This window comes from Aureisphaera sp. (genome assembly GCF_059726885.1).
Genome location: NZ_AP041051.1, coordinates 296,302 through 319,588, shown reverse-complemented (window position 1 = coordinate 319,588; position 23,287 = coordinate 296,302). Strand labels below are relative to the sequence as shown.

General features: G+C 40.0%; 24 protein-coding genes. 7 read left to right on the top strand and 17 right to left on the bottom strand.

The annotated features are described in order from the left end of the window. The first annotated feature begins 37 nt into the window (after positions 1-37). Positions 38-1,393, top strand: a complete 1,356-nt coding sequence (locus AC6JAD_RS01580; RefSeq protein WP_461304282.1) for an aspartyl protease family protein — start codon at positions 38-40, stop codon at positions 1,391-1,393. 47 nt (positions 1,394-1,440) lie between these two features. Here AC6JAD_RS01580 and AC6JAD_RS01575 read toward each other — a convergent pair whose 3' ends face one another. Then, positions 1,441-1,833 carry a DUF1573 domain-containing protein gene (locus AC6JAD_RS01575; protein ID WP_461304346.1) on the bottom strand — a complete coding sequence of 131 codons (393 nt, stop codon included), beginning with the start codon at positions 1,831-1,833 and terminating at the stop codon, positions 1,441-1,443. 134 nt (positions 1,834-1,967) lie between these two features. On the opposite strand from AC6JAD_RS01575, the gene AC6JAD_RS01570 reads away from it, so the two are divergent. Next, positions 1,968-4,601, top strand: a complete 2,634-nt coding sequence (locus AC6JAD_RS01570; RefSeq protein ID WP_461304281.1) for a valine--tRNA ligase — start codon at positions 1,968-1,970, stop codon at positions 4,599-4,601. A gap of 2 nt (positions 4,602-4,603) precedes the next feature. Here the strand turns inward: AC6JAD_RS01570 and AC6JAD_RS01565 are convergent, their stop codons facing one another. The 11 genes from AC6JAD_RS01565 to rsfS all read right to left on the bottom strand — a co-directional run bounded on the left by AC6JAD_RS01565 (position 4,604) and on the right by rsfS (position 13,395). After that, positions 4,604-6,328 carry a tetratricopeptide repeat protein gene (locus tag AC6JAD_RS01565; RefSeq protein WP_461304280.1) on the bottom strand — a complete coding sequence of 575 codons (1,725 nt, stop codon included), beginning with the start codon at positions 6,326-6,328 and terminating at the stop codon, positions 4,604-4,606. An 89-nt stretch (positions 6,329-6,417) separates the two neighbouring features. Continuing rightward, positions 6,418-7,020 carry a MarR family winged helix-turn-helix transcriptional regulator gene (locus AC6JAD_RS01560; RefSeq protein WP_461304279.1) on the bottom strand — a complete coding sequence of 201 codons (603 nt, stop codon included), beginning with the start codon at positions 7,018-7,020 and terminating at the stop codon, positions 6,418-6,420. A gap of 56 nt (positions 7,021-7,076) precedes the next feature. Next, positions 7,077-7,340, bottom strand: coding sequence for a DUF2024 family protein (locus AC6JAD_RS01555; protein WP_461304278.1), 264 nt, complete (start codon positions 7,338-7,340; stop codon positions 7,077-7,079). 107 nt (positions 7,341-7,447) lie between these two features. Further along, entirely contained in the window at positions 7,448-7,681 is a 234-nt protein-coding gene (locus tag AC6JAD_RS01550; RefSeq protein WP_461304277.1) for a thioredoxin family protein, read from the bottom strand. A 326-nt stretch (positions 7,682-8,007) separates the two neighbouring features. Next, on the bottom strand, positions 8,008-8,562 hold the full coding sequence (locus AC6JAD_RS01545) for a hypothetical protein (protein WP_461304276.1): 555 nt from the start codon (positions 8,560-8,562) through the stop codon (positions 8,008-8,010). Positions 8,563-8,615: 53 nt separating this feature from the next. After that, complete coding sequence (locus AC6JAD_RS01540) at positions 8,616-8,882, bottom strand: acyl-CoA-binding protein (protein ID WP_461304275.1); 267 nt, start codon at positions 8,880-8,882, stop codon at positions 8,616-8,618. Then, a complete protein-coding gene (locus AC6JAD_RS01535; protein WP_461304274.1) occupies positions 8,883-9,536 on the bottom strand; it encodes a phosphatidylserine decarboxylase family protein in 654 nt (217 codons plus the stop codon). Continuing rightward, a complete protein-coding gene (locus AC6JAD_RS01530) occupies positions 9,526-10,329 on the bottom strand; it encodes a phosphatidate cytidylyltransferase (protein WP_461304273.1) in 804 nt (267 codons plus the stop codon). Before AC6JAD_RS01530 ends, AC6JAD_RS01535 begins: the two co-directional genes overlap by 11 nt. Before the next feature lie 3 nt (positions 10,330-10,332). Beyond that, positions 10,333-10,935 carry an LUD domain-containing protein gene (locus AC6JAD_RS01525; protein ID WP_461304272.1) on the bottom strand — a complete coding sequence of 201 codons (603 nt, stop codon included), beginning with the start codon at positions 10,933-10,935 and terminating at the stop codon, positions 10,333-10,335. A gap of 112 nt (positions 10,936-11,047) precedes the next feature. Next, positions 11,048-13,006, bottom strand: coding sequence for an ATP-dependent zinc metalloprotease FtsH (gene ftsH / locus AC6JAD_RS01520; protein ID WP_461304271.1), 1,959 nt, complete (start codon positions 13,004-13,006; stop codon positions 11,048-11,050). A gap of 17 nt (positions 13,007-13,023) precedes the next feature. Then, a complete protein-coding gene (gene rsfS, locus AC6JAD_RS01515; protein ID WP_461304270.1) occupies positions 13,024-13,395 on the bottom strand; it encodes a ribosome silencing factor in 372 nt (123 codons plus the stop codon). Positions 13,396-13,480: 85 nt separating this feature from the next. Between rsfS and AC6JAD_RS01510 the strand changes: the two genes are divergently transcribed. After that, a complete protein-coding gene (locus tag AC6JAD_RS01510) occupies positions 13,481-14,206 on the top strand; it encodes a biotin--[acetyl-CoA-carboxylase] ligase (RefSeq protein WP_461304269.1) in 726 nt (241 codons plus the stop codon). Here AC6JAD_RS01510 and AC6JAD_RS01505 read toward each other — a convergent pair. Together AC6JAD_RS01505 and pyrE are read right to left on the bottom strand one after the other, a co-directional pair. Then, entirely contained in the window at positions 14,199-14,594 is a 396-nt protein-coding gene (locus AC6JAD_RS01505) for an SRPBCC family protein (protein WP_461304268.1), read from the bottom strand. The genes AC6JAD_RS01510 and AC6JAD_RS01505 overlap by 8 nt on opposite strands. A gap of 39 nt (positions 14,595-14,633) precedes the next feature. Next, the gene (gene pyrE / locus AC6JAD_RS01500; RefSeq protein WP_461304267.1) at positions 14,634-15,272 is read right to left on the bottom strand and encodes an orotate phosphoribosyltransferase; all 639 of its coding nucleotides are present in this window, start codon (positions 15,270-15,272) and stop codon (positions 14,634-14,636) included. 7 nt (positions 15,273-15,279) lie between these two features. On the opposite strand from pyrE, the gene AC6JAD_RS01495 reads away from it, so the two are divergent. Next, positions 15,280-15,909 carry an NUDIX hydrolase gene (locus AC6JAD_RS01495; RefSeq protein ID WP_461304266.1) on the top strand — a complete coding sequence of 210 codons (630 nt, stop codon included), beginning with the start codon at positions 15,280-15,282 and terminating at the stop codon, positions 15,907-15,909. Here AC6JAD_RS01495 and AC6JAD_RS01490 read toward each other — a convergent pair. After that, complete coding sequence (locus tag AC6JAD_RS01490; protein WP_461304265.1) at positions 15,871-17,619, bottom strand: M14 family metallopeptidase; 1,749 nt, start codon at positions 17,617-17,619, stop codon at positions 15,871-15,873. The genes AC6JAD_RS01495 and AC6JAD_RS01490 overlap by 39 nt on opposite strands. 168 nt (positions 17,620-17,787) lie before the next feature. On the opposite strand from AC6JAD_RS01490, the gene AC6JAD_RS01485 reads away from it, so the two are divergent. Then, a complete protein-coding gene (locus tag AC6JAD_RS01485; protein ID WP_461304264.1) occupies positions 17,788-18,972 on the top strand; it encodes a T9SS type A sorting domain-containing protein in 1,185 nt (394 codons plus the stop codon). A 195-nt stretch (positions 18,973-19,167) separates the two neighbouring features. Further along, positions 19,168-20,382: a T9SS type A sorting domain-containing protein gene (locus tag AC6JAD_RS01480; RefSeq protein ID WP_461304263.1), complete on the top strand. Its 1,215-nt coding sequence runs from the start codon at positions 19,168-19,170 to the stop codon at positions 20,380-20,382. Positions 20,383-20,451: 69 nt separating this feature from the next. Here AC6JAD_RS01480 and rho read toward each other — a convergent pair whose 3' ends face one another. Further along, positions 20,452-22,101, bottom strand: coding sequence for a transcription termination factor Rho (rho, locus tag AC6JAD_RS01475; RefSeq protein WP_461304262.1), 1,650 nt, complete (start codon positions 22,099-22,101; stop codon positions 20,452-20,454). Between the two features lie 197 nt (positions 22,102-22,298). On the opposite strand from rho, the gene AC6JAD_RS01470 reads away from it, so the two are divergent. Continuing rightward, positions 22,299-22,709, top strand: a complete 411-nt coding sequence (locus tag AC6JAD_RS01470) for a DUF4293 domain-containing protein (protein WP_461304261.1) — start codon at positions 22,299-22,301, stop codon at positions 22,707-22,709. A 57-nt stretch (positions 22,710-22,766) separates the two neighbouring features. Here AC6JAD_RS01470 and AC6JAD_RS01465 read toward each other — a convergent pair whose 3' ends face one another. Next, positions 22,767-23,258, bottom strand: a complete 492-nt coding sequence (locus AC6JAD_RS01465; RefSeq protein ID WP_461304260.1) for a metallophosphoesterase family protein — start codon at positions 23,256-23,258, stop codon at positions 22,767-22,769. Positions 23,259-23,287 lie beyond the last annotated feature (29 nt).

The window sequence follows — 23,287 nt, the reverse complement described above, 5'->3', positions numbered from 1 at the left end:
ACCTAATTTGAGGGTTTTTTTATATCTTCTTCATTCAATGAAAAATTGGCGTTCATTTCGTCCTATGGGAATAGGACTCACTTTGTTTTTCCTGATCTGTGGTTACGGGTATGGACAAGAAGGTTTTAGGCTTCCGAATGGACAAAAAAAGGATAGGATAGCATTCGATTTTGTAAATAATTTGGTGGTTATTCCTGTTGAAGTAAACGGCAAACCCCTTTCCTTCCTGTTAGATACCGGGGTGAACTACACCCTGTTATTCAGTTTATACGAAAACGATTCCCTTCAAATAAATAATGTGACACCTGTTAAGATACGTGGGGTTGGGAGTAACGGAAATATTGACGCACTAAAGAGTGTCCATAACAACCTTAAGATAGGTGATGCAGAAGACAAGGATCATACTTTCTATGTCATTTTTGATGAGGCCATCAATTTTTCCCCTAGAATGGGTATTCCCATCCACGGGGTTATTGGCTTCGATTTTTTTAAGGATTTTGTGGTTCGAACCGATTATGTTGCGGAGCACATTACAATTTTTGACCCATTGCAATACAAGAAGAAGCGGTGTAGGAATTGTGAAGAAATGGACCTGAGGATGATAGGTAAAAAGCCGTATATATCACAAAAGATAGAATCTAATGGAGCCACATACGATGTCAACCTTTTAATAGATAGTGGGGCTAGTGATGCCATTTGGTTATTCGACGAAGGAATGGGTATTGTAGAACAGCCGAAGAACTATTTTAAGGATTTTTTGGGCCTTGGTCTTAGCGGAGGCGTTTTTGGGAAACGATCAAAATTGGATAAGGTGCTATTGGGGCGGTTCGAAATACCCCGGGTGAATGTGTCCTATCCAGACAGTATAGCGCTTAAGAGTTTTAAGGCATTCAAGGATCGTAGCGGTACGCTTGGCGCTGGAATTTTGAAGCGATTTACGGTTACCATGGATTATAGGTCACGGCAAATGACCTTGCGCAAAAATAAATTTTTCGGGGATCCCTTTCACTATAATATGGCAGGTTTAATCGTAGAACATGATGGTTTGGTACCAGCTTCCGAGGTGAAAAATGGAACGGGTAGAAGCTTTAATTTTGCTTCTGATGAGAACGATAGCACAGGAAAGGTTAGCTTCAACCTGCAACCGGTTTTTACCTTCTTTTTAGCTCCAAAATATATCGTTTCGGAAGTCCGAAAGGGCTCGCCTGCAGATCTGGCTGAGATTCTTCAGGGGGACGAGTTAATATCGATAAATGGCAAGGCTGCCTATAAATATGACCTAGAGAGCATTACGGCACTGTTCTCCTCAAAAAGTGGTAGGAGGATTAACATAGTTGTAAATAGGGATGGGGCCATACTCCGAAAAAAATTCTTCCTTAAAGAAGTGCTATAAAAAAAGCCCCCTGAAAAGCAGGAGGCTATTTTCTCTACATGAATTTTTTATTTGGTCTTCTCCAATACGCTTTTATCGGCTAAGACCTCTCCTTTAATCTTCAAGGCCTTAATGGGCTCTGAAGCATTAGAGTATACGGTAATGGTCTTTCTAATCTTTCCAACTCTCTTTGTGTCATACTTTACCTTGATCACACTAGACTCACCCGGTTGTACAGGGTCTTTTGGTTTTTCAGGTACTGTACAGCCACAGCTTGATTTAACATCGCTTATAATGAGAGGTTCGTTTCCGGTGTTAGTGAATTCAAAAGAACGTACACCATCACTTCCTTTAGCGATTTGACCATAGTCTACCGTTTCTTGTTTGAACTCAATGTTGGCTTGTGCATGGGCGGCAAAACTAACTAAAGTTATTACTGCCATTAAAATAAATTTTTTCATCATTTTAAAATTTTGGGATTACTAAAGTAGGTAACTTTTGTACAACTGACAAAAGAAGTTATTCACTTTAATAATTTTATAATAAATAGGATATACCTACTTTTGCAAACTATATTTCAAAAATCAGACCAAAAATGGCTTTAGAGGCAAAATATAACGCTCAAAACGTTGAAGACAAGTGGTATAGCTACTGGATGGAGCACAACTATTTCCATAGTGAAGTAGACGAAAGAGAGCCTTATAGTATTGTCATTCCACCTCCTAATGTGACAGGTGTCCTACATATGGGGCATATGTTAAATAATACCATTCAGGATGTGCTAATCCGTAAAGCTCGTCTTAATGGGTACAATGCGTGTTGGGTACCTGGAACGGACCATGCTTCTATCGCCACAGAGGCCAAGGTGGTTGGGAAATTGAAAAAAGAAGGAATTGCCAAGGCAGACCTTACTAGGGATGAATTTTTAGAACATGCTTGGGAATGGACCCATAAGCATGGCGGAATTATTCTTGAACAACTGAAAAAATTAGGAGCCTCATGCGATTGGGAACGTACCAAATTTACCATGGATGAGGATTTGTCTCAGTCTGTAATAAAGGTATTCGTGGATTTGTATCGCAAAGGGCAGATCTACCGTGGATATAGAATGGTAAATTGGGATCCACAGGCCAAAACAACCTTGAGCGATGAAGAGGTAATCTATGAAGAGAAACAAGGGAATTTATACTACTTAAAATACCAAATAGAAGGGTCTGATGAATACGTTACCATTGCGACCACACGACCTGAAACCATTTTAGGGGACACGGCCATATGTATTAATCCCGAGGATGAGCGTTACGCCCATTTAAAGGGAAAAAAAGCCATTGTTCCTATTTGCAATCGCGTGATCCCGATTATAGAGGACGACTATGTAACTATGGAATTCGGTACTGGTTGTTTAAAGGTGACACCTGCCCATGATGAGAATGATAAGATGTTGGGCGATAAGCACAATTTGGAAGTGGTAGATGTACTGAATGATGATGCTACGTTGAATAGCTTCGGATTGCATTATGAAGGAATGGATCGCTTTGAGGCCCGTAAAAAAATCGCCAAGGAATTGGAAGGGATGGGTGTGGTTGAAAAAATTGAACAGCATATCAACAAAGTAGGAACCAGTGAGCGCACTGGTGCGGTGATTGAGCCCAAATTGAGTGATCAGTGGTTTTTGAAGATGAAAGCATTGGCCCAACCTGCATTGGATGCCGTTCTGGAAAAGGACGTGAACCTCGTTCCAGAGAAGTTTATTAATACGTATCGCTATTGGATGGAAAATGTTCGCGATTGGAACATTAGCCGACAGTTGTGGTGGGGGCAGCAAATCCCGGCATATTTCTATGGGGATGGCAAAGAAGATTTTGTGGTTGCCGAAAGCATGGAAGAAGCAATCGAATTTGCCAAAGAACGCACAGGAAATGCCAATATATCTGCTTCCGACCTGAGACAAGATCCGGATGTGGTAGATACTTGGTTTTCGTCTTGGTTATGGCCAATCACGGTTTTTAATGGGATTCTTGAACCTGACAATAAAGAGATTAATTATTACTATCCCACCAATGATTTGGTGACAGCACCTGAGATTCTGTTCTTCTGGGTGGCTCGTATGCTCATTGCAGGTTTTGAATATAGAAATGAAAAACCTTTCACCAACGTTTATTTAACGGGAATCGTGCGCGATAAACAACGCCGTAAGATGAGCAAGTCACTGGGTAATTCCCCTGATCCAATTGGCTTGATGGAGCAATATGGAGCCGATGGAGTTCGTGTAGGGATGCTATTGAGTTCACCAGCCGGAAATGACCTTATGTTCGATGAGGATCTTTGTAAGCAGGGGAGTGCCTTTATAAATAAAATTTGGAATGCCTACCGATTGATCGATGGCTGGGAAGTGTCCGAAAGTGAGGAAGAAACGGAAGCTGCGAAAATTGCGATCCAATGGTATCGTAGTAAATTTCAGAAGGTGCTGGCCGAAATTGAGGATCATTACAGCAAGTACCGAATTAGCGATGCCTTGATGGCTACGTATAAACTAGTCTGGGACGATTTCTGTTCTTGGTTGTTGGAAGCCGTTAAGCCGGCATATGGAAGGCCAATTTCTGCTGCCACCAAAGCTGAGGTAATTTCCATCTTGGAGGACAATCTTATTATATTACATCCTTTTGTTCCCTTCATTTCGGAAGAAATCTGGCAACATATTACCGAGCGTACCCCTGAAGAAGCTTTAATTATAGCTTCTTGGCCCAAGTCAACATCCTTCGATGCACAAATGATCGAGGATTTCGATTTGGCATCTGAAGTAATCTCTGGAATTCGTACCATTAGAAAGGAAAAAAACATTTCTTTTAAGGAAACCATCAATTTGTCCGTGATTAACAATGAAAAGGCTTCCGATGCCTTTGATGCATTGATTTCCAAATTGGGAAATATTGAAAACCTCGAGTACATTACCGAAAAGTTGGATGGTGCATTGACATTCCGTGTAAAATCGAACGAATACTTTGTTCCTATTGTTGGTGCTATAGATGTAGAAGCAGAAATTGCTAAACTCACCGAGGAACTTAAGTATACTGAAGGATTCTTGAAAAGTGTCCAGGGCAAGCTTAAGAACGAGCGTTTTGTGAACAACGCCCCAGAGCAAGTAGTAGCAAGCGAGCGCAAGAAAGAAGCTGATGCCTTGGCAAAGATTGAAACGATCAAGGCAAGCTTAGCTGGACTAAAAGGGTAAAACTATTGCATTTTCGAACTCGAGAGTTCAATATCGGCTGTAGCCCAAATGGTTTCTAGTTTTTCTGTGGTTTCCTTCAACATTTCGGTATCATTGAGATGTAAATAGGCCTGCTTTAGCCCATGCAGGGCCCAACCGTTTTTTGGATAGGTTTTTAGGTCTTCTTCAAAGGTTGCAATAGCATCTTCATAATTTCCGGCCTCCACCTGAACGGCACCTAAGTTATGTCGAACAGAAAAAAACCAATCGGGCGGTTCTTGATATACCAAAGCATCTTCTAACGCTACAGCTTCTTTTAAGAGCTGGATACTCTCGTTGTAATTGCCCTCACTAGCCAGTATTTCGGCTCGCAAAACGCGTGATGCGATTTGCAACAGTTGGTGTACATTGTTGAAATCCCAAATAGTAACCGTTTCTAATCCTTTGTTGTCGGCATAGGTCTGTAATGCTGCTAGCTCTTCCTTCGCGTTATCAAGGTTTTTCAACCCAATATAGGCCATTCCTCGAGCGTAATGCCTTATGGCATCGGGATATTCCAAAGAAACTCCCTCATTATTCATTTCAATTATTTCCTGCCATTTGCCGAACTTCACCATGACATAATATGGGATGGTATAATAATGTTGAATGGTTCCCCAACCTTCCATTTTCATGAGTTCCTTATTGGCATTTTCGGCTACCTTGTTGGCGGCCAATATTCCGAGTTCACTATTTCCTTCCAATGTAGCCGTCGCCGCCAGAAAGTGATAATTATGTGGATATAGAGTTAATGGATAGGTTCCTTGTGCATGACAAGTAGTAAGGTAGGAACTATCTACTTTCACCGATCTAATATTAGCTAGGGTTCCCTTATGATAATCGCCCGTTCGTATATAAATGTGCGAGGGCATATGAACCAGGTGTCCCGCTCCAGGAACAAGATCTTCATCATACAACTGGGCACTCCGCAATCCTCTTTCAGGATTAGCGGAAGCTTCTACCGCATGTATGTAGAAGTGATGGGCACCGGGATGCAAAGAATCGATTAAAAACAAATTGTCGAATTCGGATATGATTTTAGGTGTCCATGTTTTAGGCTCCCCGGCTATGTCCCATAAGTCCCAAGGGTGTAAATTCATTAAGGATTCTACATAAAGACAACCAACATCAGCATCTTGTGGATACGCTTCAAAAACTTCCTTCATGGCATCCGAATAGGCTTCATCTAGAGCCATTCTATCGTCTACCGGCTCTTTGACATAGCGTTTTGCAAGTGCCGCTATTAGCATCTTTTCCTTGGCGGTAGAATTGTCTTCTGACAGTTCGATAGCTTTCTGAATAGCATCATACGCTCTTTCATAGTTGTCGCTCTCCATTCCCGCATTGTAATTGGGGCCTAAAACATAAGCAAAACCCCAAAAGGCCATGGCGCAGGCAGGATCGAGTTTGGTGGCATAATAAAAAGAGCGAGCGGCTTCAGCATGATTAAAGCCATAAGCAAGTATTAAACCTTGATTAAAATATCGCTGTACTAATGAATCATTGGTGGTTATGGGAAAATTAAGTACATCGAGCCCTTCAATGATAGGTGCGGTATTGTCTATTTTGTACCAATCCTTATCCGATAAAACCGGAGGGGCACAACCAATTGAGGTGCGCTCGGTTATAGATGTCGTCTTAGGCTCTGGCTGTTTGCATGCAAATAGCAATAGGAATATGACTACGGGGAAATAATAGAGAGGTTTCATATCGTATTGGTTAGGTTTCCATAAAGATAAGAAGAATAGTATAAATATATCGTATAGATCTAATAGTCAACCACTTGTATAAAGAAGGGCTATTTTTCCTCAAACTCAGGGCAATCCAAACGAATGTCTTCACGGGCTAAAGGTTGTTGCAATAGGTTGCAATAGTCTGTACTTCCGTTTTTTTCATAGAACTTGCACTTAAAACAGGTCCGTTGTACGGCAAGAATCCCTTTTTGATTAAGCTGATAGATAAGTTTGCTCAATGTATGGAAGATGTCTTCTTGATCTGAAACATCCAACACATCAATTTGAGTTTTTAATGGAGCAGCAAAGTCCTTGCTCTCCGATACAATGTTTTGCCCTTTAGGGGATAACCGAATGGTATAACTTCTACTGTCGGCTGAAGAATGATCTTTCACGATCAGTCCTTTTTTGTCCAGAACCTTTACGGCATCACTTATGGTAGGTTTTGTTACGTTGAATTCTTTAGACAGATGACTCACATTGCAGAGCTCTTCTTTATGAAAAGCAACAAAGATGAGGATACGAATCTGTATGGGGCTTAGTCCAATCCTTTTGGCCTTTTCCCAGAGCAACACTTTAAAGACTTCAGAGATACGATCGAAACCTGCAATGATCTTGCTAGACATATCCTGCTGTTGCTGTTCTGGATTAAAAATGCTGTCTTTCATTATAAAGCCTGCCTTATAACTGGGAGGGGCAGGCTAAGTTAGTAATCCTAATTAAACTAATCACAATTTTCCATCTCAATGATATCATAACCCTTTAATCCAATCTGTGTTATCATAGTAGGTGTAGCTACTTCGATATGACAGAAACGGCATTCTTTTGTAGCGAGATTAGTATTGGAAATCGATTTCTTTTTTAAATACTCCTTACCGTATTCAAACACGGTGTTTTTGTCAGTAACATGATCCGGTACCAAAATATCGAAGTGCATAATACGGCCATCATGTCGTTTTACATAGGTGTCCCAAACAGAAACTTTCATTCGTTGTTGTTTTGTGTTTTATAGGTGAGAAGAATGTGTTTTCATTTTCATGAAGAGTAAGATAATTGCCCATAAAGTTAGCACTCCTAACTTTATGGGCTAAAAAATTAGGCCTTTACATCGGCCATGGAAGCACCGAAGTTAATGTGAAGTGCATTGCCGTTGGGTGTTACCAAGGCTGGGACCGATTGTACCCCAGCATTTTCTGCTTCAGGGATTCTCGAGGTGTCCTCACCTAGATGTACCACTTCAACGTTTTCCTGTCCGATAAGGTTTAGGATGTCGTGTTCCGCACTAATGCAAACAGAACATCCAGCGTGATAAAAAATGGATTTACTCATGTGTAGTTTTTTTAGTTAATGTATTATTTTGATACAAATATAGTAAGGAATCCTAACTAAACAAATTTTCTTCAGAACTTTTCACTTTAAAAGGTGATTTGTGGAAGATCAATAAATGGCTTTAGGTGAATTGAATGCACTGCTTCTTCAATTTGTTCAAATATCTAATTAGAATGAATAAAGGAAGGGACCAAATGATTCCATTTAGAATTGAAAGAACTGAAAAAAAAGTAAGTTGTTTTGGTAATGAACCATCCAAAACTTGTGTGATGGGAAACTCTTTTTTGATCTTTGTTTTGGCAAATTGGTAGAGGTGTGATACGGCTTCAATGAACCATAACTGTTGTTTCGCTGCGTTTTTTCGTCCAGTTTTTATATATTATCGAAACATTTACTGGTTGCATACCATGAAACTTCTTCTCAAAAACAATATTGGCTTTATAACTGATTCCATATTTCTCAAGTGCTGAATCAATCTTGTATTTCTCCCAATTCGCAATTTTTAGTTTATTCCTAAAACTGTTTAGTTTGGCAAATGCAATCGATAAAATAGTAATTCCTACTCCAATGATTTCAACTTGGTATAACCAAAAATACATTGTGCTGTGAAATAATTCAGCTAATTTCTTGTTTCCAGCGATCAATAAAAATCCAACACTTATAAGGAAATAATAGGTAAGGTGAATGGAATATTTCTTTCGGCGAATTCTTTCCAATTCAATAGTAACAGCCTCTATCTTGTTTTGAAACTTTCCATCCAGTTTAATATAAGAACAAGTGTTTTCGAAAGTTGGCTTTTTATTTGTCAATCCACAAGTCAAACCATCTTTTAGGCTTTTCTGTTCATGTTCGCATAACGCGCAATGGTGGTATTGACTCATTTACTCTAAATGCTAATGCAATTCACTTGGTTCACCTCTTTGCGGCCATTATCTTATTTACGGTACAAAAAATACTGGGTCACAGCTTCGATATATAGTTTCTTGGCTTCTTCGGCAGTGAGACCTTGGGTCTGGAATAGGGCATTGGTTTTAAAAGCATTTATAAGCGGATTGCTACTTCCGGGGGAAGATTGATCATTGGTAGCATGCTTGTAATAAGCGTATAGTTTCAACAGGACATCTGCAGGAAATGGATCCGTATGTTTATTGATACTTTCCACAGCATTATTAAAAGCGATATCCAGTTCTTCCGGCTTCATTTACTTTGTCGTTGCAAGGATACTAAGTCCTCCTTTTACTTTTTCGTTCAAAGATACATGTACTTTGGCATCTACTGGTAAAAACACATCCACTCGGGAACCAAACTTAATAAACCCACTATCGCTTGTTTGAATAACAGATTGACCTTCTTCTGCGTAGTTAACGATCCGTTTGGCTAAGGCTCCCGCAATTTGTCTATGAAGTACTTCGCCAAATTGTTCACTTTTCACTACCACAGTGGTGCGTTCGTTTTCTTCACTGGCTTTCGGGTGCCACGCCACTAGGTATTTTCCTGGATGGTATTTACTGAAGGTAACATCCCCGCCCACTGGATAACGCGTTACATGCACATTTAGTGGGTTCATGAACACTGAAATTTGAAGGCGTTTGTCCTTGAAATATTCCTTTTCGAACACCTCTTCTATCACCACCACCTTACCATCTACTGGAGATAGCACCTGTTCTTCGTTAGGGTTAAAACTGCGCTTGGGGTTCCTAAAAAACTGCAACACCAATACCAACAGGACAATGAGTGTAAGGAGCAATAGCATTCGAAGCCATTCCAATGTCACAAAATGATTTACTGCCAATGAAGCTCCAATGACAATAAAAAAAGTGATGATAATGATTTTGTGTCCTTCTTTATGAAACATAATCCATGATTTCTAAAAATGCATAAATAAACGGGCTAACGAATATAATACTATCCAATCTATCATAAATACCTCCATGGCCCGGCATCAGGGAGCCACTGTCCTTGACCCCTGCTTGCCGCTTGAATTTAGATTGGATAAGGTCTCCAAAAGTTCCCAATACGGTTACCATTACAGCCAAGAAAAACCACGATCCCAGGCTGAGTAATTGGGTATAGTTAAAGATAAGAAATCCTGCCAAAAATGTTCCAGCAAAACCTCCAATGAATCCTTCTACGGTCTTTTTAGGGGAAACACGTTCCAGTAGTTTCCTTTTACCGAAATTCTTCCCTACTAAATAAGCAAAGCTGTCGTTTGCCCAAATAAGTATAAAAACACCAATGATAAGCCAAATCTGATAGCTGCCATTGTGATATGGAATAAGGGTTAAGAATACAAAACCACTAATGATGTAAAAGATAAGAGCGATGTATTTCTTTTTTTCGAACATTGGTATCTTGCTCACCACCAATAGGTCTTTCAACAAAAAAAGATTCACAAAGATCCCTAGGATGGCATACACATAAATCGCATTTTCATCCCATACGAGATAACTAAGGAAATACAATAAAACAGCCAGAATGGGATAAGATATAAAGCTCTTGAGGTGTACCAATTTTTGAAACTCATAAATAGTGATCGCACCCAAAAGAAAGAAGAGAACAAGGAACCACTCTCGTGAAGCAAACATGGAAAATAGAATGATCGAGATATAAAGCAACCCCGAAATGCTGCGAACGATGAGTTCCTTCATAAACTATAGGTCTTCGAGTAGCAGCAAATATAGGTTTTTTGTGCTACTTCCATAACTCATAAAGTCTTTTTCCTTATTGTTTTCGAAGTCCTGAATAGTGGTAATATTACTGGGAATGTATTGGCGACTTTGGTTTTTTATGATGCGTAAACCCTCGCTAATGTTTTCTACCAACTGACTTGTGGTAGCTAAGATCACAAAGTTAGATGGCAGTTCATGTAATTTCTTTTCCTTTATCTGATTGGAGGAAAGCAGAATGGACCCATTGTTGGCAACGAGCGATTCACAATCGCACAGAAAGAAGGAAGCTTGGGTGTTTTTGCCGAAACTTAAGTTATAGCCCTGAAACTTGTCGCATAGCTTTTCGTTGATGCAAAAAACCTCCTTCTCGTACCAATCATTTTCCAAAAGGATGTTATCGAACGCCTCAGAGATTTCGTCCCAGTTTTCACAATACAGGAATTTACCTCCATTTTTATTGAAATTATAGGTGAATTTCTCGTCTATTGGAAGCTTTTCTTCAGGAAAATACTTACTATGGTCAGAGTTTTTTGCTTTGGGTTCTGACTTAGTACTTGATTTTAAAAGTCTTTTAAACAGACTCATGAAGGTCTAATTGAGGAGTTTATCAACGTTAATCTTCAAATATATAAAATATGGGGGTAAGTTTTGTAAGAAAAAATTAAACATTCCTACCCCAAAAGTTAAAATTGAAAGGTTATGTGGTCGCGATATTTTCCTCTGGAGTCTCTGTCTCTTCTTCTTTTCCGAAAGGTCTTTTTCCGAAGATACGTTCCAAACTCTCCTTAAAGATCACTTCTTTCTCAAGAAGTTCATTTGCCAATTCGGTGAGTTTGTCCTTATTCTTTTCAAGAAGGTCGATAGCTCTTTGGTACTGCTCCTCAATGATACGGGATATTTCCTTATCTATCAACTCGGCGGTCTTTTCACTGTACGGCTTACTGAAATTGTAGTCCGTTTGTCCCGAAGAATCGTAATAGGTCAGGTTTCCAATTTCATCATTTAAGCCATAGATAGTCACCATGGCACGGGCTTGTTTGGTCACCTTTTCAAGGTCACTCAACGCTCCTGTTGAAATTTTATCAAAAATTACCTTTTCGGCTGCACGTCCACCCATGGTAGCGCACATTTCGTCTAACATTTGCTCAGGACGAACAATTAGACGTTCTTCTGGTAGGTACCATGCGGCACCCAGGGATTGTCCTCGGGGCACTATGGTTACTTTTACCAATGGTGCAGCATGTTCTAGCATCCAACTTACGGTAGCATGACCCGCTTCATGAAAGGCAATCGCTTTTTTCTCGTCCGGTGTAATGATCTTGTTTTTCTTTTCGAGGCCACCAACGATTCTATCCACAGCATCCAAGAAGTCTTGTTTGCCTACTGCTTTTTTCTCGTTTCGGGCTGCAATAAGTGCCGCCTCATTACATACATTGGCAATATCTGCTCCAGAGAATCCTGGAGTTTGTTTTGCTAAGAAATCAGTATCTAGGGAATCGTCTTTTTTCAGTGGGCGCAAATGCACTTCGAATATTTCCTTTCGCTCACGCACATCGGGTAAATCAACATAGATTTGGCGATCAAATCGACCGGCCCGCATCAAGGCCTTATCAAGTATATCGGCACGGTTGGTTGCAGCCACCACAATAACATTGGTGTTGGTGCCAAAACCATCCATTTCGGTCAGTAATTGATTCAGTGTGTTTTCACGCTCATCGTTAGATCCGGAGAAGTTGTTTTTTCCCCTGGCACGACCAATGGCGTCGATCTCATCTATAAAAATAATGGAAGGGGACTTTTCTTTTGCTTGTTTAAACAAATCGCGAACACGGGAAGCTCCCACACCGACAAACATTTCTACGAAATCGGATCCGGAAAGCGAGAAGAAAGGTACTTTGGCCTCTCCTGCAACAGCTTTAGCCAATAAGGTTTTACCTGTTCCTGGAGGTCCTACCAATAAGGCGCCTTTTGGAATTTTACCTCCTAAAGAAGTATATTTTGTTGGATTTTTAAGAAAATCTACGATTTCCTGAACTTCCTCTTTAGCACCTTCTAAGCCAGCTACATCCTTAAACGAAGTCTTAACATCGGTCTTTTCATCGAATAATTTGGCTTTGGACTTTCCTATATTGAAAATCTGACCACCGGCACCACCTCCACCTCCGGCAGACATTCTGCGCATGATGAAAATCCAGATCCCGATAATGACAATAAAAGGCAGTAGGGTAAGTAATAGTTCTCCCCACATATTGGAATCCGTTTTCCATTCTATGTACGTGGCAAGTTGGTTATCCTGCTTTATTTCGTAAAAGTTATTCTCAAAATTCTGAAGGTCCCCAAATTCAAATTCATATACCGGATCATTGGGTCCAGGGGCCAGTATACTGTTACTGGATTTTGGTTTGTGTTCTTCCTTTGTCCTAGCATCTGGAGTAAGGTATACTTGAGCTTTGTTCTTGTTAATTATAATGATTCGCTCTACATCTCCATCTTTCAAGTATTCTTCGAATTCTCTTTGAGTGGTTTCTTTTGGGCGCGTTAAGTTACCTCCGCCAAAAAACTGAATCCCAACGAATAGGGCGAAAATACCAATGTATATCCACCATGCATTAAACTTGGGCTTTTTAGCTTCCGGTTTTTTATTTTCTTCTGCCATAGGGCGTTTTTCTAATTTTAATAAGTAGTTTCTATAGTAACCGTTTTGGCATCTCCCCAGAGGCCTTCAATATCGTAAAATTCTCTGATGTGCCTTTGGAATACATGTACCACGACATGTACGAAATCCATCAATACCCATTCTGCATTGTCACTTCCTTCAATGTGCCAAGGTTTTTCTTTAAGGGATTTGCTAACGGTTTTCTGAATGGAATTTACAATGGCATTCACTTGTGTATTCGAAGTACCGGTACAGATAATAAAATAATCGCATACTGTATTTTCTATTTCCCTTAGGTCTAGGATTTGTATGTCCTGTCCCTTTATCTCTTCAATTCCTTTAATTATTTGAGTTACAAGTAGGTCTGTACTAACTTCTTTTTTTGCCATTCAATCGTTTTAATCCAACAAATTTATTACTTTTTTGTTTCTTGCTGCCGATTTCAAAGGCAACATTAACACAATATTAATTTAGGTGAATATAATCAAACTTAATGCCATTGGCTCTACCAATGATTACTTAAAAGGACTGAGCAAGGAAACGCACCTAGAAGATGGTACGGTTGTGCTAACGGAAGACCAAACAAAGGGACGTGGCCAAATGGGTTCTTCTTGGCAGTTTGAACGTGGAAAAAGCCTTGCGTTTAGTGTGTTTAAGAGGTTTGATGGGATCCTTGTAGATCATCAATTTGCCATTACCGTTCAGGTCTCCTTAACGCTTTTGAATTGCCTGGAACAATTTGGCATACCCAATTTGACCGTAAAATGGCCTAACGACATTATGGCAGGTGACAAAAAACTATGTGGAATTTTGGTAGAAAACCAATTGATGGGTAACCAAATAAAAGGTTCTGTTGTTGGAATAGGTCTAAATGTAATGAATAGTTCATTTGTAGGGCTTCCAAATGCGACTTCCATGTCACTCATTGCCGGAAATTCGTTCGATGTAGAAGAGGTTTTTTCTACCATCGCAGAGGAAATCGTTTTTGACCTAAACCATTTCTATGCGGATCATTTCCACTTATTTAAAATGTACGAAGAATCATTGTATCGGAAAGGCCAAGTGTCTGTCTTTTCCGATGGGAATGAACCATTCAACGGAATCATAAGGGGTGTTGACGGTAACGGCGAGTTACGTTTGGAGATTGAAGACGGCACAGTGAAGACGTATCGCCTCAAGAAAATTAAGCTACTTAACTAAGATCACCCATTTTCGTGGATAGAGTTTCCAAAAATTTGGTGATAGGTCCTTTAACCATCATTGCCATCATAGGGTTGAAGTTTCCTTCAAATTTTAGTTCGGCTTCCGAGGTAGATTCAGAAACCTCAGAAATATTCCCAGTTAAGGTAAATGGAATTTTGTCGCTTATAGCACCTAAAACAACTTTAGTAGGGGCGGTTACCTCTTTTATTTCCAATGCGATTTCGGGCATTCCACTTAATGCAAATACAAAAGCGTCTTCCCTGATAACCTCAAACTTGGTAATATTATCGGGCATCAAGTTTTCAAAATTTTTAACGTCGCTCAAGTAATCACACAATTCTTGCGCAGATTTCTGAACGCTTACTTTTTTACTATTAATTTCCATAAAGGTTTTTTGTTTATCGGTGTACGACAAATAGTGTGCCTATTTCCAGTTGGCAGGATCTTTTCTCCAATTCGCCAACGTGGCAGCTTCTTGAGCAGTGATATACTGGGCTTTTTCGGCTTGCTCCAGTAAATTATCATAATTGCTCAAGGTATTCAGGGATAGGTTCGCTTCTTCAAAGTTTTCGGTAGAAACATCGAATCCGTAGGAGAAGATGGCCAACATGCCTTTTACTTGTGCTTTGGCTTCCCGAAGCGCTTCTACGGCCAATAGGCTGCTCTTACCCGTACTAATAAGGTCTTCGACCACTACTACTGTTTGGTGTTCCTGCAGATTACCCTCAATTTGGTTTTTTCTTCCGTGTTTTTTCGGTTCTGGGCGAACGTAACAAAAAGGGAGATTCATATAATCGGCTACCAACATACCAATGCCAATAGCACCTGTGGCTACACCGGCTATCACATCGGGTTTGCCGTATAACTCTTCTATCTGATTTGCCAAATGCTCCCGTAAATAGTTCCGAATGGGCGGATATGACAGGGTTATTCGGTTGTCGCAATAAATGGGAGACTTCCAACCAGAGGCCCATGTAAATGGGTTTTGCGGTTGCAATTTTATTGCATTAATTTGCAGAAGTAATTCGGCTGTTTTCTGAGCAGTTTCCTTATCTAGAACCATTGTGCAAATGTATAAAGTTTTTGTGAAAGACGTTCCGATTATTCTGTCTACTCAGAAAAATATTGGAAAGCAATACACAGCCATTCCCCTTAAGTTAGCACGTTTTAAGAAGATCATTAAAAAGATCAATAACGGAAAGCTTGTTTATGTGAATCTTTATCACAAAAATGAGGAAAAGATTGAAAAATTCTTACGTAAAAAACTTCCCCTTGTAGAAGCCGGTGGAGGATTGGTGTATAATGGCAAAAAAGAAATTCTCTTCATTTATCGAAATGAAAGGTGGGATTTGCCCAAAGGGCACTTAGATAAAGGAGAGCGTTATGAAGATGCTGCCAAAAGGGAAGTGGAGGAAGAGACAGGCGTGAAAGACTTAGAGGTGAAGCGGTTCCTTCAGAAAACGTATCATGTGTTTAAACGAAACGGCAAGTTTAAGCTAAAGGCAACCTATTGGTATGAAATGTATACGGAATACGATGGGGAATTGACACCACAGAAGAACGAGGGTATTAAAAAGGTGAAGTGGAAGAACTTCGAGAAAACCCAAAAAGCCTTACAGAATTCTTATGAAAACATCAAATTATTATTCCCTAACGAATACCTAACCACCCACCCGAACGATCGGATATCGCAGATGTGATTTTTCGTAATGATTGGATTTTTTATGAATCCAATCTAATTGGGCGAACCAATTGGCTGCAAATTTTTCATCGCTGGCCTTTTTGGCTTCAAATTCAGCTTTAACCTCTGGGTTTTCCTGCAAGAATGCCTCAGCCTTATCTTCCCATACATAGGGAGAGAATCCTTCCTTTTGTTGAAGGACGGTATCGAAATAATTCCAATTAAAAAAAGAATCAGGTGCTGTGGGCTCTAGGGTTTCCAACAGGTAGCGCACACCAGGTTGTTGCGTTTTTACGATATAGTCACCTTTGGCAACTTTCATTTCCTCTGTGGATATGCGTACTGTAGTATTATAATGTTGGTAATGCCCTTCATAAGGACTTCTTCGGGATTGGTAATCTGCTATATGATATACCTGGACCATATAACTAGTATCTTTTCGAACCCTATCGTAGTCTATGTTATTGTTCTTTAGTTGCTCCATTACGTTCCAATATCCTTTGGGGATAATATATTTTTCGGGAATTGTAGTAGTGGTGATAGGTGTGAAATAGTTGTAATAGGTTATATCCTTAACAAAGGGTTGGTTGGCATCATATTTTAACCGGTCAGATCCAGTGACATTACTCGGGACCATTTCGCCCTCATAACCCTTAAAGGAAAGGGTAGTGGTTTGGCTACTGTCCACTTTCCAGGAAAGGGGGTATTCATTACCCACTTTATGCCTTGTCATGGCATTTTTCCTTAGTTCCTTGATTACATCGGCTTCATTGTCTGCAATGGCGATAAAACTTTTCATGAGCTCGTAGGTTCCTTCTACGCGGTCTTTGTAAGGTTTCAGCATATGGGTTTCGACCATCATTCCCAACGTATTGAATAGAGTAGTATAACCAGTAGAATATCTTGGAGAATCCATAAACTGGGAAAACCCACTTTCTGGAGTAGTACCCCAAACATTCACATAGGGTGTAATATCCCATTTTTTTACGGTTAACGAATCTTCTAATTGAGGCATAAAGCTAGTATGCAGATAATTGCCAAGCGGGCCACCTAATTTATTGTGCTGCGTAAATAAATGTGTTAGGGTGTATTGATAGTCGGCTCCATTGCTTACATGGTTGTCAATGAACAAATCGGGGTCTAGCGCATGAAAGATTTGAGCAAAGGAGCTCGCGTTTTTCGTGTCAGCTTTTATAAAATCCCTGTTGAGGTCATAATTTCTTGCATTACCCCGAAAACCATATTCCTTGGGGCCATTCTGATTGGTGCGGGTGCCCGTATTTCTATTCAATGCACCGCCAATATTATATACGGGAATAACCGCTATGATTGTATTTTCTGGAGCTTTTATTTTTCCTTCCGCAAAATCCCTGATAAGTAACATGGACGCATCTATCCCGTCGCTTTCGCCCGGATGGATCCCATTGTTTATAAGAAGAATGTTTTCCCGCTTGTCATCCGAAAATTCTGATTCGAATGTCCTATTTGGATTAAAGGTTACCAAATGCAATGGCTCTCCACTATCTGTAGGCCCCATTTTATACATGGCGACACTGGTGTGCACATCGGCCAGATTTTGGTAGAAGGAAATTACCTCTTCGTAAGTAGCTGTTTCAGTTCCATCGCTCTTTTCGAATTGGGTTATGAAGTCGAAATCTGAAGCTTCTTCTTTAGATCCACAGTTCGATAAAACGAATGTGGATATAAGGAGCAGGAAAATTTTTTTCATGGGAATAGGCTTTTTCCAAAGATATGTAAGTCTTGAAAATATTGGAAGCGATGGAGATTTAAGTTTAAGGATGTCTTCATTTATGTTTTTGGAGTAGCGGGATTTGGATTTACGGTAATTCAAAAGTGATTTTTCTATCTTTGGTTAAACCTTTCAAAAAAGCCAATTATGAAAAAGATAATTACCCTTATAACGATTTTCATGTTTTCCGCTTTCACTATTGCCCAGAACGATGCGCAATTGGAAAACATTTTGGCACGCTATGAAACACTTAAGAATTCGCCCCTAAGTTTCGACCATGTTCTAAATGAGAATTTTACCTTTCAAGAGCAACAATTGCTGTTAGCCCATTTGCTGGAGAATAGGGAAGTTCCAACTGCCAACAGAAATTCTTCCATCCCCTTTCAGTTCTATGCACAGAACATTCGTGGTGATGCAGATTCTTTTGGAACCTTGCCGGGGACGCCACCATATGATACCTTTAATGTTCTTAATGAGAATGGGTTAAATATTTTTGCCGACGATTTTGATGCAAATGATACGCTTTACGCCATAGATTACGATACAGATGGAGATGTAGCGACTTTGGTTACTATAGATCCCCTGACCGGAAACTTTTCCGTAATAGATACTGTTGTAGGATTTTCTACCGGACATTCTCCGACAGGATTGAGTTATAATTTTAACGATGGAATCATGTATCTCCTTTCTACAAATGGAAATGGCACTCAGTTGTATTCCCTAAACCTTCTTACAGGTTTGCTAACTGCTATCGGGACGGGTACTGGGACCAATGTTGGAATTTGGCTGGAAATAGATAATGACGGAAATGCTTGGATGGCAGATGCGAGTAATGATCAATTTTATTCAGTGAACCTCACTACAGGATCGGCGACAGCTGTAGGACCCTTAGATATCGATATTAACTTTGCTCAGGATGTGAGCTACGATCATGAAAACAACGAGCTGTTTATGGCAGCCTATTTCGGTGGAGGTACCGGAGGAATTTATAGTGTGAATACCGATACAGGTTTGGCCTCTTTTATAGGTCAAACGGACCCTATTAATGTCGAACTTGGTGGGTTTTCCGTTCCTCCTCCAACATTAGGGGTAGACGATCTTTTTGCCAAGAAAATTTCGGTATATCCAAATCCTGTGCAGAACGAATTGCGATTGGAATCGAACAACGGAATTGAAATAACACAAGCAAAATTGTATAACGTATTGGGAAGTGATATGGGAATACCCTATGCCAATGGAACAATGGATGTATCTGTTTTGGCCCAAGGGATATACATACTAGTTGTTGAAACGACCCAAGGAAAGTCAAGTCGGAAGGTGGTGAAGAAGTAAAAATTGTTATGAAAAAGAAAAGCCCATTGAAATTCAATGGGCTTTTTTTTTTCCGTATTTGAACCCATCAATCGCATTTATGAATTTTATGAGTACATCTATACAGTCCCTATTTTCTAGATGCCTTGGAACCAGTAGTTTTATGGAATTGAAGAGCTAAAGCAGCTCTTCATGATAACCGTAAAATATATTGGTATGAAAAAAAATACTATTTGTTTGTCTTTTCTTTTTCTTATTTGCTTGACCTTTCGAGGATACGGACAGGAGGTGAATTTGGAAAATTGCTTACAACGCTATGACGACTTGTCCAAAACGGCACTCAGTGAAGCCTATGTGTTTCATAAATTTTTTAGTGCAGAAGAAAGAAAATTGCTGTCCAATTACTTCGAGCAGGAACGGCAAAAGGGACTTTCACAAGACGGGTCCATTGAGAGTTTTCTGGATCATACGTTTTATGTACATAACATAAGGTCTACGGGGAGTCTTGTGTTCGGTACGCTAGACGGTGAAGCTCCTTTTGATGAGATCGATATCATTGTGGAGCCCTTGTCTGCAAGCTGTTTTGCCGGAGATTTCGACAATACTGGAACATTGTATGCCCTAACTACAGAACCTGACCCAATAACGGGTTCTACTAATGTAAAGGACTTGGTAACTATTGATACAAATGATGGTTCCATTACGATTATTGGGGATATGAGTACATATATGGGAGCTGATATACCTTCTGGACTTACTTTCGATTTTACAACCTCTACCATGTATGCGGCTACTGGAGATGTCCTATTTAGGGTAGACCATATTAACGGTACCGCAGAGCCTATTGGTCAATTCAATACCAATGGAAATGTGGTGATTTGGATTGAAATAGATAACGATGGAAATGCCTTTGCGGCAGATGTGGTAGACGATTCATTTTATTCTGTCGATCTGGAAACAGGAAACACCGAACTAATCGGCCCATTGGGCTTCGATATTTCTTTTGCCCAAGAGGCGGCAATCGATCCTGTTACCAATACCTTATACATGGCTGGATATCAAGGCGGAGGTGTGGGCGCTATTCATTCGGTAGACAAAACTACGGGAGCTGCTACTTTTATTGGCGAAACAACACCATTGAATGTAGAGTTAGGCATTATGTCTATTGAAGGGGTTCCGGTACTAGGTCTTGAAGATAATGATGAACATTATGTTAGAATATATCCCAACCCAGTAGCCGATGAGTTAACCGTAACTGGGCTTGCGGGAATAGTAATAGAAGAGGTATCTGTTTTGGATATGCTAGGGAGAAATACTGGTGCTGTATTGAATGAAGATAAAGTAGATGTTTCCCAATTGAGTAAGGGAGTATATATACTTTCCATTAGAACTTCCGAAGGCATGTTAAGCAAAAGGATAGTTAAACGGTAGATAAATTTTTAAGTTAAATGAAAAAAGCCTCGCATTGCGAGGCTTTTTCTATAATGTAAATCTTTCTATTTATCCGTTCATGGAAATCAAGAATTCTTCGTTATTACGAGTTCGCTTGATACGATCGTTAATGAACTCCATAGCTTCTACAGGGTTCATGTCGGCCAAGTACTTGCGCATTACCCACATTCTCTGAATGGTATTTTCATCCAATAATAGGTCGTCCCTTCTTGTACTTGAAGATGTAAGATCGATAGCAGGGAAAATACGACGGTTAGAGATCTTTCTATCCAATTGTAGTTCCATGTTTCCAGTTCCCTTGAATTCTTCAAAGATTACCTCGTCCATCTTGGATCCTGTTTCGGTAAGTGCCGTGGCAATGATGCTTAACGAACCTCCGTTTTCAATATTCCTTGCGGCACCAAAGAAACGTTTTGGCTTATGTAATGCATTTGCATCTACACCACCACTTAATATCTTTCCACTAGCTGGTTGAACGGTATTGTAAGCACGTGCCAAACGTGTTATGGAATCCAGTAGGATCACTACGTCGTGTCCACACTCTACCAAACGTTTTGCTTTTTCAATTACCAAGTTTGCAATACGCACGTGTTCAGAAGCTTCTTTGTCAAAAGTAGAAGCAACTACTTCACCGCTTACATTTCGTTGCATATCGGTAACCTCTTCAGGTCGTTCATCGATAAGCAATATGATTTGATATACTTCTGGGTGATTGGCAGCAATACCATTCGCTATATCTTTCAATAGCATGGTTTTACCTGTTTTAGGCTGTGCCACAATCATTCCCCTTTGCCCTTTTCCGATAGGAGAGAACAAATCGATAATACGTGTAGATACATTGCCTTGACGATCCGCTATTCTAAATCTCTCTTCCGGGAACAACGGAGTTAAGTGCTCAAAAGAAACGCGATCCCTAACCACATTGGGGGATAGTCCATTTATTTTGTTCACCTTGATAAGAGGGAAATACTTTTCGCCTTCTTTAGGAGGTCGTACCTCTCCTAATACTGTATCACCAGTTTTAAGACCGAACAAGCGAATTTGAGATTGCGATACATAAATATCATCCGGGGATGACAGGTAATTGTAATCACTGGACCTCAAAAACCCATATCCATCCTGCATGATATCCAATACTCCTTCGCTTTCGATTATTCCATCGAATTCGAAGTCAGGCTCACGGTAACGATTACGGGTATCTTTGTTCCCGTTTTTGTCACTTCCTCCTTTATTGTTTTGTGGCTTGTGCTGTTTTTGCTGATTGCCTTTTGGTTGTTGTTTCGGCTTTTGTTCAGCAATGTTTTCTTTTGCTTCACCGTTGTCCTGGTGCTTTCCTTCTTCAGCATGCTTTTTGGGAGCATTGTCCTGCTTGTTCTGCTGATTTTGTTGGTTTTTCTGATTTCGCTGATTGCGATTATCATTCCTAGGACTGCGAGCCCTTCGTTCTTTAGGCTCGTTCTTTTGGTGTGATTGTTTTCTCTCTTGCTGAGGTTGTTTTCTTTCTTGTTGTGGCGCTGCGGGTTTTTCTTCCACAGCTACTACTGCCTTTACAGCCGAAGGATTGGCTGCTTGGTAATCAAGAATTTGATATACCAAATCTAACTTTTTCAAGCTTCGATATTTAGGGACGCTCAAGGTTTTTGCAAGCTCCTGAAGCTCGGGCAGCTTTTTTGCTTTTAATTCTGAAATTTCGAACATTTAAAAATGATAATAAATTAATTGAGATAAAGAATATCTGTCGATGTAGGTAAATTAGTTGAAAATAAGTCGAAGACTAAGTAACCTCTATTGAAATGGTTACGAACTGTTGATGCAAGTATACAACAATAATTTAAAACTTGTAGTTAATTTATTCAAAAGAAACCTTATTTTTGCCCTCGTTACTTTAAAAAACAATGTTACAGCGTATACAGACTATATATATTGTTATTGCAGCCCTTATAATTGGGGCGTTGTATGTATGGTTTCCCGCGCTTCAGGATGAGGCAGGCAATGCGATATTGTCTAAAGAAGATCCCATTATATTGGGGCTTATGGGCGCGGTTGTTTTGTTGTGTATTGTTTCCATTTTAAACTTTAAAAAGCGGCAGTTGCAGTTTGTGCTGAACCGTTTGTCTATCATATTAAACTTTGTATTACTGGGAGTTTTCGTATATCGATCTCTAACCATATCCGGAGAAACCTTGGTTTCCGAGAAGGGTATTGGGATGCTACTTCCCATCATTTCTATCGTTTTTTTAGTGCTGGCCAATAAGGCCATTAAAAGGGACGAGGATCTCGTAAAATCTGTAGATCGTTTACGCTAAAACTATAGCTTAGTATTATTAGTGCGAAACCCCCGAAGTATGCCAGCTTAGGGGGTTTTATCTTTTAAATTCGATCACTTCCAAGTTTTTGATTTCCTTTCCATCAATTTCGAAGCGCAACATGGTCCTCACTTTATGAAAGCCATGCTTTCCTATGGCTCCGGGATTCATATGCACCAATTTCAGTTTGGGATCGGGCATTACTTTAAGGATATGCGAATGCCCCGTGATGAATAACCGAGGCGGATGTTCCCTGATTCCTTCTCGAATTCTTTGATCGTACCTTCCTGGGTACCCGCCGATATGTGTTATCCATACATCAACTTGTTCACACATAAAGCGATTGTCCAAAGGAAATTCGGTACGGGCTTGGGCATCATCGATATTGCCATACACTGCCCTTAGGGGTTTCAACCTTTTTAAAGTGTCGGTAACCCTTAGATCCCCAATATCCCCAGCATGCCAGATCTCGTCGGCTTCAGAGGCATATTTTATGATTGTGTCATCAATATAGCTATGTGTGTCGCTTAGTAGGAGAATTTTAGTCATGCGGTCTTGTAATGCTCTTACAAATGTAA

Excerpts from the sequence above, each read along its gene's own strand:
- AC6JAD_RS01555 (WP_461304278.1), bottom strand. The coding sequence starts at position 7,340 with ATGAAAGTTTCTGTTTGGGACACCTATGTAAAACGACATGATGGCCGT.
- AC6JAD_RS01495 (WP_461304266.1), top strand. The coding sequence starts at position 15,280 with ATGTATAAAGTTTTTGTGAAAGACGTTCCGATTATTCTGTCTACTCAG.
- AC6JAD_RS01545 (WP_461304276.1), bottom strand. The coding sequence starts at position 8,562 with ATGAGTCAATACCACCATTGCGCGTTATGCGAACATGAACAGAAAAGC.
- AC6JAD_RS01565 (WP_461304280.1), bottom strand. The coding sequence starts at position 6,328 with ATGAAACCTCTCTATTATTTCCCCGTAGTCATATTCCTATTGCTATTT.
- AC6JAD_RS01530 (WP_461304273.1), bottom strand. The coding sequence starts at position 10,329 with ATGAAGGAACTCATCGTTCGCAGCATTTCGGGGTTGCTTTATATCTCG.
- ftsH (WP_461304271.1), bottom strand. The coding sequence starts at position 13,006 with ATGGCAGAAGAAAATAAAAAACCGGAAGCTAAAAAGCCCAAGTTTAAT.
- AC6JAD_RS01485 (WP_461304264.1), top strand. The coding sequence starts at position 17,788 with ATGAAAAAGATAATTACCCTTATAACGATTTTCATGTTTTCCGCTTTC.
- rho (WP_461304262.1), bottom strand. The coding sequence starts at position 22,101 with ATGTTCGAAATTTCAGAATTAAAAGCAAAAAAGCTGCCCGAGCTTCAG.
- AC6JAD_RS01550 (WP_461304277.1), bottom strand. The coding sequence starts at position 7,681 with ATGAGTAAATCCATTTTTTATCACGCTGGATGTTCTGTTTGCATTAGT.
- AC6JAD_RS01575 (WP_461304346.1), bottom strand. The coding sequence starts at position 1,833 with ATGAAAAAATTTATTTTAATGGCAGTAATAACTTTAGTTAGTTTTGCC.
- AC6JAD_RS01490 (WP_461304265.1), bottom strand. The coding sequence starts at position 17,619 with ATGAAAAAAATTTTCCTGCTCCTTATATCCACATTCGTTTTATCGAAC.
- AC6JAD_RS01580 (WP_461304282.1), top strand. The coding sequence starts at position 38 with ATGAAAAATTGGCGTTCATTTCGTCCTATGGGAATAGGACTCACTTTG.
- AC6JAD_RS01470 (WP_461304261.1), top strand. The coding sequence starts at position 22,299 with ATGTTACAGCGTATACAGACTATATATATTGTTATTGCAGCCCTTATA.
- AC6JAD_RS01465 (WP_461304260.1), bottom strand. The coding sequence starts at position 23,258 with ATGACTAAAATTCTCCTACTAAGCGACACACATAGCTATATTGATGAC.
- pyrE (WP_461304267.1), bottom strand. The coding sequence starts at position 15,272 with ATGGTTCTAGATAAGGAAACTGCTCAGAAAACAGCCGAATTACTTCTG.
- AC6JAD_RS01560 (WP_461304279.1), bottom strand. The coding sequence starts at position 7,020 with ATGAAAGACAGCATTTTTAATCCAGAACAGCAACAGCAGGATATGTCT.
- AC6JAD_RS01505 (WP_461304268.1), bottom strand. The coding sequence starts at position 14,594 with ATGGAAATTAATAGTAAAAAAGTAAGCGTTCAGAAATCTGCGCAAGAA.
- AC6JAD_RS01570 (WP_461304281.1), top strand. The coding sequence starts at position 1,968 with ATGGCTTTAGAGGCAAAATATAACGCTCAAAACGTTGAAGACAAGTGG.
- AC6JAD_RS01525 (WP_461304272.1), bottom strand. The coding sequence starts at position 10,935 with ATGAGTCTGTTTAAAAGACTTTTAAAATCAAGTACTAAGTCAGAACCC.
- AC6JAD_RS01535 (WP_461304274.1), bottom strand. The coding sequence starts at position 9,536 with ATGTTTCATAAAGAAGGACACAAAATCATTATCATCACTTTTTTTATT.
- AC6JAD_RS01540 (WP_461304275.1), bottom strand. The coding sequence starts at position 8,882 with ATGAAGCCGGAAGAACTGGATATCGCTTTTAATAATGCTGTGGAAAGT.
- AC6JAD_RS01480 (WP_461304263.1), top strand. The coding sequence starts at position 19,168 with ATGAAAAAAAATACTATTTGTTTGTCTTTTCTTTTTCTTATTTGCTTG.
- rsfS (WP_461304270.1), bottom strand. The coding sequence starts at position 13,395 with ATGGCAAAAAAAGAAGTTAGTACAGACCTACTTGTAACTCAAATAATT.